General features: G+C 70.9%; 15 protein-coding genes. 10 read left to right on the top strand and 5 right to left on the bottom strand.

What is annotated here, in order from left to right:
• Positions 1-54: 54 nt before the first annotated feature.
• Both QIT00_RS31115 and QIT00_RS31110 read left to right on the top strand, forming a co-directional pair.
• Positions 55-855: a phosphotransferase family protein gene (locus QIT00_RS31115; RefSeq protein WP_282538846.1), complete on the top strand. Its 801-nt coding sequence runs from the start codon at positions 55-57 to the stop codon at positions 853-855.
• Positions 856-871: 16 nt separating this feature from the next.
• Entirely contained in the window at positions 872-1,312 is a 441-nt protein-coding gene (locus tag QIT00_RS31110) for a hypothetical protein (protein ID WP_282538795.1), read from the top strand.
• A gap of 69 nt (positions 1,313-1,381) precedes the next feature.
• Here the strand turns inward: QIT00_RS31110 and QIT00_RS31105 are convergent, their stop codons facing one another.
• Both QIT00_RS31105 and QIT00_RS31100 read right to left on the bottom strand, forming a co-directional pair.
• Positions 1,382-2,326 carry an NAD-dependent epimerase/dehydratase family protein gene (locus tag QIT00_RS31105; RefSeq protein WP_282538794.1) on the bottom strand — a complete coding sequence of 315 codons (945 nt, stop codon included), beginning with the start codon at positions 2,324-2,326 and terminating at the stop codon, positions 1,382-1,384.
• An 11-nt stretch (positions 2,327-2,337) separates the two neighbouring features.
• Complete coding sequence (locus QIT00_RS31100; RefSeq protein WP_282538793.1) at positions 2,338-3,207, bottom strand: arylamine N-acetyltransferase family protein; 870 nt, start codon at positions 3,205-3,207, stop codon at positions 2,338-2,340.
• Between the two features lie 420 nt (positions 3,208-3,627).
• Here QIT00_RS31100 and QIT00_RS31095 point away from each other — a divergent pair, with 420 nt between their 5' ends.
• From QIT00_RS31095 to QIT00_RS31065, 7 genes are all read left to right on the top strand, one after another.
• Positions 3,628-4,512: an isocitrate lyase/PEP mutase family protein gene (locus QIT00_RS31095; protein ID WP_282538792.1), complete on the top strand. Its 885-nt coding sequence runs from the start codon at positions 3,628-3,630 to the stop codon at positions 4,510-4,512.
• A gap of 376 nt (positions 4,513-4,888) precedes the next feature.
• Positions 4,889-6,460: a class I adenylate-forming enzyme family protein gene (locus tag QIT00_RS31090; RefSeq protein ID WP_282538791.1), complete on the top strand. Its 1,572-nt coding sequence runs from the start codon at positions 4,889-4,891 to the stop codon at positions 6,458-6,460.
• Between the two features lie 129 nt (positions 6,461-6,589).
• The gene (locus tag QIT00_RS31085; RefSeq protein ID WP_282538790.1) at positions 6,590-7,774 is read left to right on the top strand and encodes a 3-hydroxybenzoate 6-monooxygenase; all 1,185 of its coding nucleotides are present in this window, start codon (positions 6,590-6,592) and stop codon (positions 7,772-7,774) included.
• A 252-nt stretch (positions 7,775-8,026) separates the two neighbouring features.
• Entirely contained in the window at positions 8,027-9,196 is a 1,170-nt protein-coding gene (locus QIT00_RS31080; protein WP_282538789.1) for a 3-deoxy-7-phosphoheptulonate synthase, read from the top strand.
• Between the two features lie 115 nt (positions 9,197-9,311).
• Positions 9,312-10,082 (top strand): 2,3-dihydro-2,3-dihydroxybenzoate dehydrogenase, encoded by a 771-nt coding sequence (locus QIT00_RS31075; protein ID WP_282538788.1) that lies wholly within the window; start codon positions 9,312-9,314, stop codon positions 10,080-10,082.
• Between the two features lie 116 nt (positions 10,083-10,198).
• Complete coding sequence (locus tag QIT00_RS31070; RefSeq protein WP_282538787.1) at positions 10,199-10,459, top strand: type II toxin-antitoxin system Phd/YefM family antitoxin; 261 nt, start codon at positions 10,199-10,201, stop codon at positions 10,457-10,459.
• A complete protein-coding gene (locus QIT00_RS31065) occupies positions 10,447-10,842 on the top strand; it encodes a PIN domain-containing protein (protein ID WP_282538786.1) in 396 nt (131 codons plus the stop codon). The genes QIT00_RS31070 and QIT00_RS31065 overlap by 13 nt, the downstream gene beginning before the upstream one ends.
• Positions 10,843-10,894: 52 nt before the next feature.
• Here the strand turns inward: QIT00_RS31065 and QIT00_RS31060 are convergent, their stop codons facing one another.
• The gene (locus QIT00_RS31060) at positions 10,895-11,752 is read right to left on the bottom strand and encodes a hypothetical protein (RefSeq protein ID WP_282538785.1); all 858 of its coding nucleotides are present in this window, start codon (positions 11,750-11,752) and stop codon (positions 10,895-10,897) included.
• Positions 11,753-12,256: 504 nt separating this feature from the next.
• Between QIT00_RS31060 and QIT00_RS31055 the strand changes: the two genes are divergently transcribed.
• The gene (locus QIT00_RS31055) at positions 12,257-13,129 is read left to right on the top strand and encodes a hypothetical protein (RefSeq protein WP_282538784.1); all 873 of its coding nucleotides are present in this window, start codon (positions 12,257-12,259) and stop codon (positions 13,127-13,129) included.
• Positions 13,130-13,153: 24 nt separating this feature from the next.
• Here the strand turns inward: QIT00_RS31055 and QIT00_RS31050 are convergent, their stop codons facing one another.
• Together QIT00_RS31050 and QIT00_RS31045 are read right to left on the bottom strand one after the other, a co-directional pair.
• Positions 13,154-13,453: a hypothetical protein gene (locus QIT00_RS31050; protein WP_282538783.1), complete on the bottom strand. Its 300-nt coding sequence runs from the start codon at positions 13,451-13,453 to the stop codon at positions 13,154-13,156.
• 151 nt (positions 13,454-13,604) lie between these two features.
• Positions 13,605-14,024, bottom strand: coding sequence for an ATP-binding protein (locus tag QIT00_RS31045; protein ID WP_282538845.1), 420 nt, complete (start codon positions 14,022-14,024; stop codon positions 13,605-13,607).
• Between the last annotated feature and the right edge of the window lie 297 nt (positions 14,025-14,321).

Raw genomic sequence — 14,321 nt, 5'->3', positions numbered from 1 at the left:
CCCGCGCGGGCGGCCTCGCCCCTTCTCCAGCCCTACACTCCGCCCGTGGTGACCATGCGCCTTCAATGGACCGACCTGCCCACCGCCACTCGCGACGCCGTCGCCGCCCGCACCGGCCCCATCTACGCCGCCAAGACCGCCGCCAAGGGCGCGAACAGCGAGATCGCCACCGTCCTCGACACCCGCACGGGCCGCGTCTTCGTCAAAGGGCTGCGCTGTGACCACCCGCGCGCATGGACGCAGCAGCGCGAAGCAGCCATCAACCCGTACGTCTCGCCCCTCGCCCCACGGCTGCTGTGGACCCACGACGACGGCGAGTGGAACCTGCTCGCCTTCGAGTATCTCGACGGCCGACCGGCCGACTACCGCCCCGGCTCCAGTGACCTTCCCCGCGTCGCCGAAGCCATCGTCGCTCTGTCCCAGGTACGCGCCCCCGCCGACCTCGAACTGAAGCAGATCGAGCAGCGGCTGGCCGACTACGTCGACAGTCCCGACGACGCCGAGCTGCTGCGCGGCGACACGGTGCTGCACACCGACTGGACGCCCGACAACGTGCTGATGGTCGAGGGCGCCGCGAGGGTCGTCGACTGGGCGTGGCCGACCCGCGGGGCCGCATGGATCGACGCCGCCTGCTGGGTCGTCTGGCTCATCTCCGCCGACCACACCCCCGAGGACGCCGAGCGATGGGCTGCCAGAATCCCGGCCTGGTCCACCGCGCCTACCCGCAACCTCGACGTGTTCGCCACCGCACAACAACGTCTCTGGGACGGGATCGCCGCCGACGCCCCGGAGGTCGAATGGATACAGCGCCTCGCCGCAGCAGCCACGCAGTGGGCCACCTACCGTCGACACTGACCACAAGGGGAACGCGATGACCGACCCGACGATCCACCCCTTCGAGACGCTCACGACCCCGACCGGCGAACGTGTCCAGATCGACCAGGAAATGACACCCGTCGTACGGGAGCTATGGAGCCTTGGCCTCATGACGACCGGCTGCTGCCAAGACGTCGGCGAAGCTACCGCCGGCGTACGCGCCCTGCGCGCCAAGCCGCTTGGCTACGGCGGCGACGGGTTCATCGTCTACCACCGTGGATGGGCGCTGCTGAAGCTGCCGATCCCCGACGCCATGCGCCTCGTCGCTCTGCTCGCCGAGACCGAGGCATTCGGTGACCGCGTCCGGCATCCCTGGCGCCCCGGCTCATGGCGTACGAACGTACCCCTCGAACCGGACGGCCTCGCCGACTCCGCTCTGCTGCACCTCCCCGGAGAACAGATCTCCGGACTCGTCGACGTCCTGCGAGCCGGGTAGAGCTCGAAGGGCTCAACACAGCCGCTGCACAGACTGGTTGAGCCCCTCGGAGAGATGCGTGCCCTTCGACTACGCGGACGCCGTGCCGCTCAGCTCCGCCGCGAAGCCCTCGCGCCACGAGGTGTGGCTGGGCTGCCAGCTCAGGGCGGTGCGGGCGCGGGTGTTGCTCGCGCCGCGCAGGCCCGTCATGTAGAGGACGCCCCAGCCGCCGATGGCGAGGCGGGCGAGGGCCGCGGGGGCCGCCTTGGGCTTGGCGGCGCCGAGGATGCGGGCCAGTTCGGGGAGCCAGACGTGCACCGGCGCGGGGTCGTCGTCGACGACGTTCAGGACCGGTGCGTTCGTCTCGGACGTCAGTGCCGCCACGATCGCGGAGGCCGCGTCGGCGACGTGGGTGAAGGAGAACACCGAGTTGCCGCCGCTGATCACGGGCACCTTCCCGGCCCGTACCTGCGCCACGAAGGAACCGTCCTCGGCGAAGCCGGTGCCGGGCCCGTAGAGGTGGCCGAAGCGCAGCACCAGGCCGCCGGCCTCCTTGGTGATCCGCTCCAGGTCCACGACCGCCTGCAGGACCGGGCGGTACGGCTTGGGCGGGTTGCTCAGGAACGGCGCGTCCTCGTCGGCGGGGCCCTGGCCGGGCTCGTTGACGAACGCGATGCTCTGCGTGACGACCCGCTTCACGCCCGCCTCCGCGGCCGCGTCCACCAGGTTGCGGGTGCCCTCGGTGCGCAGCCGGTTGGTGAGCGCGAACTCCTGGTCCACCCGCTTGGGGTTGGGGCTCGCGGGGATCGCGGTCAGCAGGTGCACGAGCGCGTCCGGCGCCGTCTCGCGGACCGCCTCCATGACCCAGGCGCGGTCCAGGGCGTCGCCGTACACCATGCGTACGCCCTGGCTCTCCAGGTCGGCGGCGCGGCCCTTGGACCTGGCCAGGCCCACGACCTCGTGGCCCGCGGTGAGCAGCTGCTGCGTCAGCTGCCGGCCGATCGCCCCGGTGGCGCCGGCAATCAGAATCCTCATGGTCAATCCTCTTACTGTCGGGCGGAGCGGTCGCGGTGCAGATGGGCGGTGATCTTGGCCGCCTGTTCGTCGGGGATCGTCAGCCCCAGCACATCACGGAGGGTGGGGACGATCTCGTCGACGGCGATGAGGCGGCGCTCGTCGTCGAAGTCGGGGCGGCGGGTCTCCAGGATGCGGTCCCGCAGCACCAGCCGCTCATCGGGGCCGACCCGCATCGCGACGACATGGCCGATGAACACCGAGCGCGGGCTCGTCATGGAGAAGTGCGCGGCCACCTCGAAGTCGATCGGGTACTGCGCCTCGGTGGTGAACGAGTACACGTCGAACCAGCCGTCCGCGTGCATCGAGCGCAGCACCCACTCCTCGCCGTCGTCGTCCAGGCGCCAGCGCCAGCCGCCCACTTCGAGCGTGGCGCCGTGCCGGTACGGGATCGGCTCCAGCGGGCCCTCGTCGCCGAAGCCCACGTCGGCGAGGTAGCGCTCGCCGCCCTCGGCCCCGACCAGGAGAGCCGTGTGCGAACGGAAGCGGATGTCGGTGGTGTTGCCGCGCCGCACCCGGGCCAGGTGCCGGGTCACGGTGAAGCCGAGCCGGGTCAGCACGGCGGCGAACAGCAGGTTGTGCTCGTAGCAGGAGCCGCCCTCCGCCCCGTGCACCAGCTTGTCCTGCACGGACTTGACGTCGATCGGCAGCTGGTCGCGGTCGATGCCGTCCGCGATGAACCCGATGGTGGCCAGGTGGCCGCGGTGCACCGCCCGCAGGGTGTCCAGGGTCGCGGAGCGCGGCCCGTCATAGTCGATCCGGCGCAGGTACGCGTCCAGGTCCAGCTGGTCGCTGCCCCAGATCGGATCCGTACCGGCGTCGTCCACGCTCGTGATAGTCACGGCACTGCCCTTTCCCAAGAAAGGAGGCCCGGCGATGACAGGGGAGGTCCGGGCCTCGGTGCGAAGGGGCCTGGTGCTTGTCGGTGACCGGCCGTCGCACGGTGCTGGAGTGTGGCAGCGGGCGCCCGCACGGCGCCCGCCCCGGGCGGGAGTCTGTCAACTCCTCACCCGGCAGGGGGAGATGAGCGGGCGGTGGCGGTACGCGTGGGGGGCGGGCGTGACCTGACGGACTCGGCGCGCGCCGCTGGTGGCCGCCGGGGCGCCGCGGAGAGGCTGACCGGCCGTGGGAGCGCCGGTCGTGTGAGGGTTCCCCCCTTCCACGGCCGGACACCAGCCGACCGACAGCAGCAGCGAAAGCAGCAGCGACAGCAGCAGCGACAGCAGCAGCGACAGCAGCAGCGAAAGCAGCGAGGAGACCTCATGGCAACGGTGGACGTGGCGGCGCTGACCGCGAAGGCGGAGCGCCTGCGGGCGCTCCACGGCGACCGGCCGTTCGTGCTGCCCAACGCCTGGGACGCGGCGAGCGCCCAGGTGCTGGCCAAGGCCGGCTTCCCGGCGATCGCCACGGGCAGCAAGGCCGTCGCCGACAGCCTCGGCCACGCCGACCTCCAGGCCGCCCCGGCCGAGGAGATGCTGGCCGCCGCCGGGCGGATCATCAAGGCCGTCGACGTCCCCGTGACCGTGGACATGGAGGCGGGCTACGGGATGTCCGGCAAGGACATAGTGGCCCGGCTGCTCGACCTGGGCGCGGCGGGCTGCAACGTCGAGGACACCGCGTACCCCTCGACCGACCTGGTCGACGTCGCCACCCAGGCCGCCCTGATCGCCGACATGCGCGCGGCCGCCGACGAGGCCGGCGTACCGCTCTGGATCAACGCGCGCGTCGACGTGTGGGAGCCCGGCGCGTACCCGAAGGACACGCCCGCGCAGGAGATGACCGACGAGGCGGTGCGGCGCGGCCGCGCGTATCTGGAGGCGGGCGCCGACTCGGTGTTCCCCATCTTCGTGGCCGAGGAGGAGACCATCGCCGCCCTCGTGGAGCGCATCCCCGGACCGGTCAACATCATGTACCTGCCGCAGACCCCGTCCCTGGACCGCCTGGCTGAACTCGGCGTCGCCCGGGTGTCGTTCGGGCCGGGACTGCACATGGCGACGCTGATGGTCCTCGAAGGGCTCGCGGGCAAGATCCGCAGCGGCGAGGACCCGTACGCCGAGTTCCTGGCCCGGCACCAGGCGGCCCAGGAGGCCCAACAGGCCGAGCAGGCCGAGCAGGCCGAGCAGGCCGAGCAGGACGAGCAGGCCTGACCCTTCCGCCCCCTCCCCTCCCGCGGGTTCCCCACGCCCCCTCGGCCGTCCGGTCGAGGGGGCGTGCCGCGTTCCGGCGCGGTCGTACGGCCCAACAGGCGGTCCGTGCGGCCTCAACAGGCGTCCGTACGACCTGACTTACTGGACATGCGTTCGTTGCCGCGATTGGCGTGAATCCACAGCATGGAACCGTCTTCACCAGCCTCGGAGCCACCCGCGGTGAAGGCGGGCCCGCCGGGCCATGGCCGATACCGGTCGCCCGGGCCCGCATGCCGACCTCGACCGCCGCACGCGGCGGAGAAGTCCCGCCAAGCCTGTGAAGTCCCACCAAGCCCGAGAACTCCCGCCACGACCCCATCCGTTGAGAAGGAGCCCCATGCCCACGGACCCCGACGACAGGACCGGTCTCTGGCTCGGCAGCATGGTCGAGGAGGCCGCGGCCGCACACCCCGACGGGCTGCTCGTCGTCGACCACGGCCTCGACGTCCTGCCGGACGCACCGCGCGCGTTCACCGTGGCGGAGCTCGCCGGGCACATCGCCGATCTGTCGGCCCGGCTGTGGGCGGCAGGGGTGCGGGCCGGCGACCACGTCGCGCTGCACAAGAGCGCCAACTTCGACCTCTACCTGCTCGCCTGCGCCGCCGCCCGGATCGGCGCGGTCCCGGCGATGCTCTCCCCGGCCCTCGACGCCGACACCGTCCAGCGCCTGCTGGCCCGCCTCGGCCGCCCGCACCTGCTGACCGACACCGGCAAGCTCACCGGCGACCTGGCCGGGCTGCCGCTCGACGAGCTCGCCGACCGCGTCCTCGTCACGGCCGGCGCGCACCCGGGCGCGGTGTCCCTGGCGGACCTCGCCGGCGCCCCCGCCGTATCCGCCGTACGCACCGCACCCGACAGCGCGGCGCTGATGACGCACACCTCCGGCACCACCGGAACGCCCAAGCTCGTGGTGCACACGGCGCGTTCGCTGCTCGGCCGGCTGCGCCCGCAGGAGCGCCTGGCCAACGCGTTCCGGGAGCCCGAACGCACCCTGATCCACGTCTCGTTCGTGCACTCCCGGCTGTTCCTCGCGCTCGCGGTGCTGCTGCCGCGCGGCATGCCCGCGATCGTGGTGCGCGAGGGCGACGCCGAGCACGTGGCGCGGATCTGCGCCGAGCTGCGGCCCGGCCTGATCGAGACGCACCCCAACAGCTTCATGGAGTGGGAGCCGCTGGCCTCCGACCCGCGCAGGCCCTTCGCCGGGGTCAAGTACTTCAGCAGCACCTTCGACGCCATCCACCCCGGCACCATCCAGCACCTGCTCGCCGCGTCGGACCGCAGGATGCCGCTCTTCTACCAGATCTACGGGCAGAGCGAGTGCGGCCCGCTCGCCGGCCGCGCCTACACCCGACACGGCGCCGAGAACATCGACGGCCGCTGCCTCGGCCACCCGATGCCCGGTACCTCCGAGATCCGGGTCGTCAGCCGCGGCGGTGAGGAGCCGGGCCCCGACACCCCCGGACACATCGAAGTACGCACCCCCGGGCGGGCGTTGACGTACTACGGCGAGGACGAGCGGTACCGGGAGCAGCTCACCGACGGCTGGTGGCGCATGGGCGACGTCGGCTACCTCACCGACCAGGGCTGCGTGCACCTGCTCGACCGCGAGGTCGACCTGATCCCCGCGCTGCGCTCCACCCTGGAGGCCGAGGACACCGTCCTCGCCCGGCTGCCGGAACTCACCGAGCTCGTCTTCGTGCCCGGGGCGCGGCAGGAGCCCGTACCCGTCGTCTGCACGGCCGCCGACCGGCCCCTGGATCCCGGGCGTTGGCGCGCGGCCGTACGCGACCTGCCCGCCGCCCTGGCGCCGCCGGTGCAGATGAAGCTCGACGAGCTGCCGCGCACCGCCACATCGAAGATCAAGCGCCGCGAGCTCGCCGCCCGCCTCCAGGCCGGCCGAGCGGCTTAGGACCGCCGCGCGCCATCGCTCCCGGGCCGGGTGCCCGCCCGGTATGGGACCCATCCGGCGAGCCGGTCCGACAGGGCGCCACCACCGCACGTGAGCAACCCGGACACAGACCGAGGAGACAACAGAGCGATGTCGAAGACAGTCGTCGCCGGCGGCGGCATCGGCGGATTGGCCGCGGCCCTGAGCCTGGCCCGGCACGGTCACGAGGTGACCGTCCTGGAACGCAGGGAGTGCTTCACCGAGTACGGGGCCGGAATCCAGCTGGGACCGAACGCCTTCCACGCCCTCGACCGGCTCGGCATCGGCGCCGCCGTGCGTGAACGCGCCGTGTTCATCGACGCGTTGCGGTTCATGGACGGCACGAGCGGTGAACGCGTCGCCGAGATGCCGCTCACCGAGGCCTACCGGAAGCGGTTCGGGAACCCGTACGCCGTCGTGCACCGCTGCGACCTGTTCCAGCCGCTCGTCGAGGCCTGCCGCGCCTCGGACCGGATCGAGCTGGTCGCCGGCCATGACGTGGTGGCGTACGAGCAGGACGGCACCCGGGCCACCGCGGTCACCCGCACCGGGGAGCGCTTCTCCGGCTCGGCCCTGATCGGCGCCGACGGCATCCGCTCCGCGCTCCGCGGCCAGCTGGTCGGCGACGGCCCGCCGAGGGTCTCGGGCCACACCATCTACCGGTCCGTGATCCCGATGGAGCTGGTCCCCGAGGAGCTGCGCTGGAACACGGTGACCTTGTGGGCGGGGCCCAAGTGGCACTTCGTCCACTACGCCATCGGGGGCGGCAAGTACCTGAACCTGGCGGCCACCCGCGACGACGGCGCGACCCGCGCCATGGTCGCCGAGCCCGTGTCCCGGTCCCATGTCCTCGGCCAGTTCCCGGAGTTGAGCGCCACCGCCCGGTCCCTCCTCGAACTCGGGGGCGACGAGTGGCGGGCCTGGGTGCTGTGCGACCGGGACCCCGTGGCCGACTGGACCGACGACCGGGTGGCACTGCTCGGGGACGCCGCGCACCCGATGCTGCAGTACGCCGCGCAGGGCGCCTGCATGGCCCTTGAGGACGCCGTCGTCCTCGGGTCCGTGCTGCACGACATGACCTGCGACAACGTTCCGCAGCGCCTGGAGAAGTACAACGCCGTGCGGCGTGAGCGCACGGCCAGGACGCAACTCGTCGCCCGGGAGATGGGGCGCAGGCTCTACCACCCCGCCGGCGCGGCGGCCGCGGAACGCAACGCCATGCTGTCCGCCCTGTCCGTGGACGAGCTCCACGACAAGGTCGAGTGGCTGCACGACGGGGGGTGCGCCCTGCCGTGAGCGGCCGATGGCTGCACGACGGGGGGTGCGCCCTGCCGTGAGCGGCCGACTTGACGCAGTGGAGCGGGAGTTGACGGCGTCCGCTCTCCCTTCTGGCAATCCTGAAATTTCCGGCTAACGATCGATCCCCCATCGGGTCCTGCCTCCCTGGACCCGTTCCCCGGCCATGGGCCGGGGCCGCGACGGCCCCGATCCGTGCCCTGAGACATCCGGCCGACCGGCACCCGCCGCCGTACCTTTCGGAGACATTCAGTGGACGACACCATGCTCGGCATACGGCTCAAGACCGCCCTGCAACAGCCCGACTGGAACGACTACGAGCAGACCCGGCTGGTCCGCAAGGAGCTGTCCCTGCGAGCGCCGCTGGTGCAAGCAGCCGACGTGCGCGCCCTGCGCGAACAGCTCGCCCGCGTCGCCGCGGGCCGGGCCCATGTGGTGCAGTCCGGCGACTGCTCCGAGGACCCCGACGAGAGCACCTCGGAACACGTGCACCGCAAGGCCGCCGTACTCGACCTGCTCGCCGGCGCCCTCAAGCTGATCACCCGCCAACCCGTGGTGCGGGTCGGCCGCATGGCGGGCCAGTTCGGCAAGCCCCGCTCCAACGACACCGAGACCGTCGGCGGCGTCGAACTCCCCGTCTACCGGGGGCACATGGTCAACATGCCCGACCCGGACGCCGAGAGCCGCAGGCCCGACCCGCTGCGGATGCTCACCGGCTACATGGCGGCCAGCGAGATCACCCGCAACCTCGGCTGGGTCGGCGCCTGCCGCGGGCACGCCGAGTCGACCGTGTGGACCAGCCACGAGGCGCTGCTGCTCGACTACGAGGTCCCCATGGTCCGCGAGCAGGAGACCGGTGAACTCCTCCTTGCCTCCACGCACTTCCCGTGGATCGGCGAGCGCACCCGGCAGGTCGACGGCGCCCATGTCGCCCTGCTCGCCAAGGTCGTCAACCCGGTCGCCTGCAAGGTCGGCCCGAAGATGACCCCGGACGAGCTGCTCGCCCTGTGCGAGCGCCTCGACCCGCAGCGCGAGCCGGGGCGCCTCACGCTCATCGCGCGGATGGGCGCCGACTCGGTCGGCGATCGGCTGCCCGCCCTGGTCGCCGCGGTCCGGGCCGCCGGACACCCGGTCTCCTGGCTCACCGACCCGATGCACGGCAACACCATCGGCACCCCGTCGGGCCACAAGACCCGCCTGGTGCCGGTCGTCGAGCGCGAGGTGCGGGCGTTCAAGTACGCCGTCGAGTCGGCGGGCGGTGTCGCGGGCGGACTGCACCTGGAGACCACCCCCGACGACGTCACCGAGTGCGTGCGCACCGAGGCCCACCTCGACCGGGTCGGGGAGCGCTACACGAGCCACTGCGACCCGCGTCTGACGCCCGCCCAGGCGATGTCCGTCGTGACCGCGTGGGCGGGATGAGCCGTAGGCCTGCGGCCGCGTGGCTGCACCTCCCGGGGACGCCGGGGCTCCTCCCGGTTCGCCGGGGCACCTCCCGGGGACGCCCGGGTCCGAGCGACGAGAAGAGGTCGTGGAAATGCAAGGACAAGTGGCTCTCGTCACCGGCGCCGCCGGCGGCATCGGGGAGGCGGTCGCCAGGGAACTGGCCGGCCGCGGCTCCGTCGTCGCGGCCGTCGACCGGGACGAGGAGCAACTCACGGAGACCGTCGGCAAGTTGGCGGCCGACGGCCTGGACGTGACGGCGTACGTCACCGACGTCACCGATAGCGACCAGGTCGAGAAGACGGTGATCCGGGTCGAGGAACAGCTCGGCCCGGTCGAGATGCTCGTCAACGCGGCCGGGGTACTGCGCCTCGGCGAGGTCGTCTCGTACGCGGAGGCCGACTGGCGGGTGACCTTCGACGTCAACGTCAACGGCGTCTTCTACCTCTCCCGCGCCGTGGTCGGCCGCATGGTGGCCCGCACCCGGGGCGCCGTCGTGACGGTCGCCTCCAACGCGGCCGCCACCCCGCGCGCCGACATGGCCGCGTACGCGGCGTCCAAGGCGGCGGCGACGATGTTCACCAAGTCACTCGGCCTGGAGGTCGCCCGCCACGGCGTCCGCTGCAACGTCGTCGCCCCCGGCTCCACCGACACCCCGATGCTGCGCTCGATGTGGTCCGACGAGTCGAGCGCGCAGGGGACGCTCGAGGGCAACCCCGGCAAGTACCGCGTAGGCATCCCCACGGGCCGCCTCGCCCTCCCGACGGACGTCGCGGCGGCGGTGGCGTTCCTGCTGTCGGACGAGGCGAAGCAGATCACTCTGCATGTGCTGACGGTGGACGGGGGGGCTTCGCTGGGGTCTTAGTCCCTGTCCCTTGCACGGGGTGCTCCCGGTACGGCCGTACGGATCGGCTGTGCCGGGAGCTTCGTGGGGCAGGGCCTGTACTGTCGTAACCTGGGAGATTCAGATATTCTGAATCCATGAAGCTGATGACAGCCTCCGAGGCCTCCCGGAACTTCGCGAGTCTCCTCGACCGCGCGGAGAAGGGAGAAACCATAGTGATCACGCGTGGCGGCCGCCGCCTGGCCACCATCGGTCCCGCATCCGTCAGCAACGGCACCGAGCTCGTGAGCGCTCTCGCGGCCTGGCGCGAACGCCACCCGGATGACGATCCCACCTTCGAGGACGACGTCCTGGGGGCGCGAGAACTGCTGACCGAGGACGATCCATGGGACGCCTGATCCTCGACACCGGCGTACTCATCGAGGCCGAACGCGGCAAACTGGATCTCGCCGCGGTGGGCATCGAGGACGACGTGGTGATAGCCGCGGTCACGGCCGCCGAACTGCTGACGGGCGTGGAGCGGGCAGGCACCACCCAGCTCAGGCAGCGGCGTCAGGAATTCGCGGATCTCATCTTCTCGACCGTGCCGGTCGAGGACTACACGCTCGACGTCGCCCGGGTGCATGCGCGGTTGCTCGCGTACGTCAGGAGCACGGGCAAGCCGCGCGGAGCGCATGACCTGATCATTGCGGCAACTGCGGCCGCGACGGCTCGGGCGATCCTCACGACGGACGGGAAAGCGAAGTTCGGTGACCTGCCCGGGGTGCACCTGTCCGGCTGACCGAGCGCGCTCCGCCCCCTCAGGTAAAGCTCCTCCGGAGACGGGCACGCGGTCAGCCGGCCTGAAGCTCCGCCGTAATCTGCTCCGCCACCATGCGAGCGGGTTCGATCCTCGGGTCCTCCGGATGCGCGTGCGGCCCGAGGATCTTCGACGCCGCGAACAGCGTCATCAGCTTGCCGTCCCGGCTCTCGAAGTCGCGGTGCCGTTCCCGTCGTACGCGATCGTCCAGGGCCGGGACGGCGAGCGAACTCGCCCACAGCGAGGCCGAGTCGAGGCCGCGTGGGGCGTTGCCCCAGTCCTCCCAGTCGAAGAGGCAGAACGCCGGCGCGGTCAGGTTGGCCCAGTTCAGGTCCGCGTGGGCGGGAACCCAGTCCTCGACGGTCGTGTCGAAGTCATCGGCGAACACGCTGCGGATGGACTTGGTGACGACGGCCTGCGTGATGGTGATGGTGTCCGGCGTCGCGATGCGCCGGGTGTGCTGCCCCATGAGTGCGTCGAGCGAGGCGTTGAGCTGCGGCCACCAGCCGTCGGGGAGGACCGGGTCCTCGGTCAGTACGGCCGTGCCGATCGGAGGTGCGGGCAGGAGGTCGGTCTCGTCGGCCCGCCACATCACCGGCTCGGCCGCGTCCCGCCAGACCACACCGCCGTGCCACTCGGGCTGGACGACCCCGTCCAGGAACGCGGCGCACTCGGTCCCGTTCCAGCCCTGAGGGCCGATCCTGTCGAGTCCGCGCCGCTCGATACGCACCCACGTGCCTCGGTCCGTCCGCGCCCCGACCGAGCGACGCTTCCGTACGACAGTGCCCCGCTCCAGGTGCGTCCGGAGCGAGGTCTCTACACGGTCCAGAACCTCGTCCACGGGGTCAACCCGCAGGTCATCGAGACGAGTTGGTAATGCCGAGCGCGTCATACGAGCGAACGTAACACCGGGAAGCCGGACGCCGTCAGCCGGTCGGCCGCGGAGCGGTGCGCGTCCCGATGCTCGGGTCTAGGGACTTCGGGGCTGGGTGGCGAGCGCTCTTTGTGTGGAAGGGGAGGGAGGTTTTACCCACCCTCCCTCCCTCCATGCCTTGGCGCGTTCCAACGCCGGTTACGGATTCAACTGCCTTGAAGCGCAAGGGATATGACTAATGTGCGATTGGCTGCGCATATGCCATCAAGGTGTGTAGCGTGCGCAGAAGCAAATGACCCCCGATCGGTGCTGTGAACACCTTCGGGGGTCTGACCAACAGATCGAACAGGACGACGATCCATGGCTGTTGCCAAGCTTATCTATACTGCCCCCTCCTCTGACTACCCCATGGCCGCATCCGGCTTCGGAAAACGTTCCGTGCCAGGTCAGGGGCCACGACGTACGACCGACTTTGACGGGTTGTCGCCAGTCGCTGCCGCCATCGCCGCCTACATTGACCGGATGCCCGACGGCGCTGACGTCTCCATCAAGGGCCTAGCCGCCCAACTCCCCCGAGGCCAGGCCTCGATCGGGACCGCACTGCGGGAGCTGTCGCGGGCCGGACACCTGCGGCGCATCCGCGAGCGGGTGGCCACCGAAGGGGCGAGCCGTTGGGTGACCTACACGCACTTCTCCCGTAAGGCGCACGGTGACGAGTGGTGGAGCGCGTACGTCGAGGGGCGGGACGTGAACTCGTGCCCGCAGGAGCCCCGGGGCGAGGAAGCCGACTCCGGGGAGCCGGCGGCTCCCGAAGACCCAGTTCCCGAAGACCCAGTCCTCCCAGCTGTCCCAAGCGCCCCGCCAGCACCGACCGAGGCCTACGCCCTGCTCGCCGAACTCGGCCTCGCCGACAGCCGGATGAGCCTCTCCGCCGCCGACTGCGCGGCTCTGGCTCCGCTCGCCGAGGAATGGCTGCGGCGCGGGTCGACCAGAGACCGGATCACCCATGCCCTCACGTCCGGCTTACCCCCGGAAGTCCACTCACCCCGGCGCATCGCCGAGATCCGGCTGACCGACAAGCTGCCACCCGTCCTCCCACCACGACGGCCCACCATCCGCATGCTGGAATGCACCATCTGCCGCGTCCCCGGGAGAGCCGAGGCGCTACGCGGCGGCGAATGCGCCGCCTGCCGAGGTGACCGCCCGCCCCAACACACCGCACCTCTACGCCCCGAGACCGTCCGGCACTACGCCGAAGAAGCCCGCCGCGCGGCAAAGGCCCCCACTCCGACCGCCTGCGGGCGGATACCTCAACTCTCAGGTCAACGGCATGAGTTGGTGCTTCGGAGCCCCTTCGACGGGCGCCCGAGGCAGCCACAGCCACCCAGTCAGTGAGCTGGATGGCTGGTCGGCCAGGTGTCAGGCGACGCGGGCGAGCCCTTCGAGGTCGCCGCGGTGCTCCTCGTCCACCTCGATGCGCACGGGATGGACGTCTGCCACCTTGCGGATCTCCTGGGTGGCGATGGAGACGGCTTCCAGGAGCGTGGACGCTTCGATGTGGCACATCGATTCCATCCTGCTGGTCCCGGGAGGGCCTTTCGTCTGGCCGATGCTGCCGTCCACGAGCAGGTTGTCTGCCTCGGGCCAGTAGTTCCAAGCGTGCTCTTCCTCGTCCGTCAGCCCCCGGTTCATGATCAGCGTGAACTCCCAGGTGCGCACTGCTGCCTCCTCACGTGTGCATCTTCTTGTGCTTGGTCACGAATTCCTTGAGTACGGGTAGCGCACCCCTACCCGTAGCCTCGTGTGGGCCGCCAGGCCGACCCTCGTCCGCCCTCACCCCTCCGGGGGGGAAGACGGCTGTGCTTCTCCATCAGCCCGGGGCCTCCAAGTTCAGGTCGGCGTACACGGTCTTGCCGAACCCCCGCTCAACAACACCCCAGTCGTCGGCGAGCAGGTCCACCAGGTGGAGGCCACGTCCGCTCTCATCGCTCAGGCCCGCCGCCTGAATCTCGGGCTTCTTCCTCGACTTGTCCGTCACTGAAAGCCGAACTACGCCAGGAGCAATCCGAGTCACGCTCAATCGGAGAAGCTTGCTTCCACTGTGCTGGACCGAGTTGGTCACCAGCTCGGAGATGACGAGCACCGCCCGCTCCACGACATCGCCGTTGAGGTTCCACGTGTTCAGTGCAGCCTTGACCAACTGCCGGGAACGGCCGGCCGTCTCCGGCTCGCTCGGCCACGTCTCGCTGTAGCCAGGGGCACCAGATGCATGGGGTCGAGTCGCGGTCATGGTCACGGGGCCATCCCTCCAGGAGTGTGGAGACGCGCCACCCGACGGGGAGGCGGGGCGGAGTCTGCTCCGGCGTCAACCCGCCCTCCCCTCAAGGGAGGTGGTTGATTCCGCATCTGGAACCTACGGTCATCCGGGATGGAGTAGGACTGACTGTGGGTACGGGTTGGACGACCGAGGGTGCAGGGGGCGGCATGGCCGCGAAAGGAGCTGCACGGGGGCGTGCGGCAACGGGCGCCATCGCGGGCTACGTGCTTCGCATTGCACGGGAGAGCATGAGGAGCGAGAACAGCACTC

The sequence above is a fragment of the Streptomyces luteolus genome, assembly GCF_029968015.1.
GTDB lineage: Bacteria > Actinomycetota > Actinomycetes > Streptomycetales > Streptomycetaceae > Streptomyces > Streptomyces luteolus.
The sequence above is the reverse complement of the archived record's forward strand: the minus strand, read 5'-3'. Positions and strand labels throughout refer to the sequence as shown.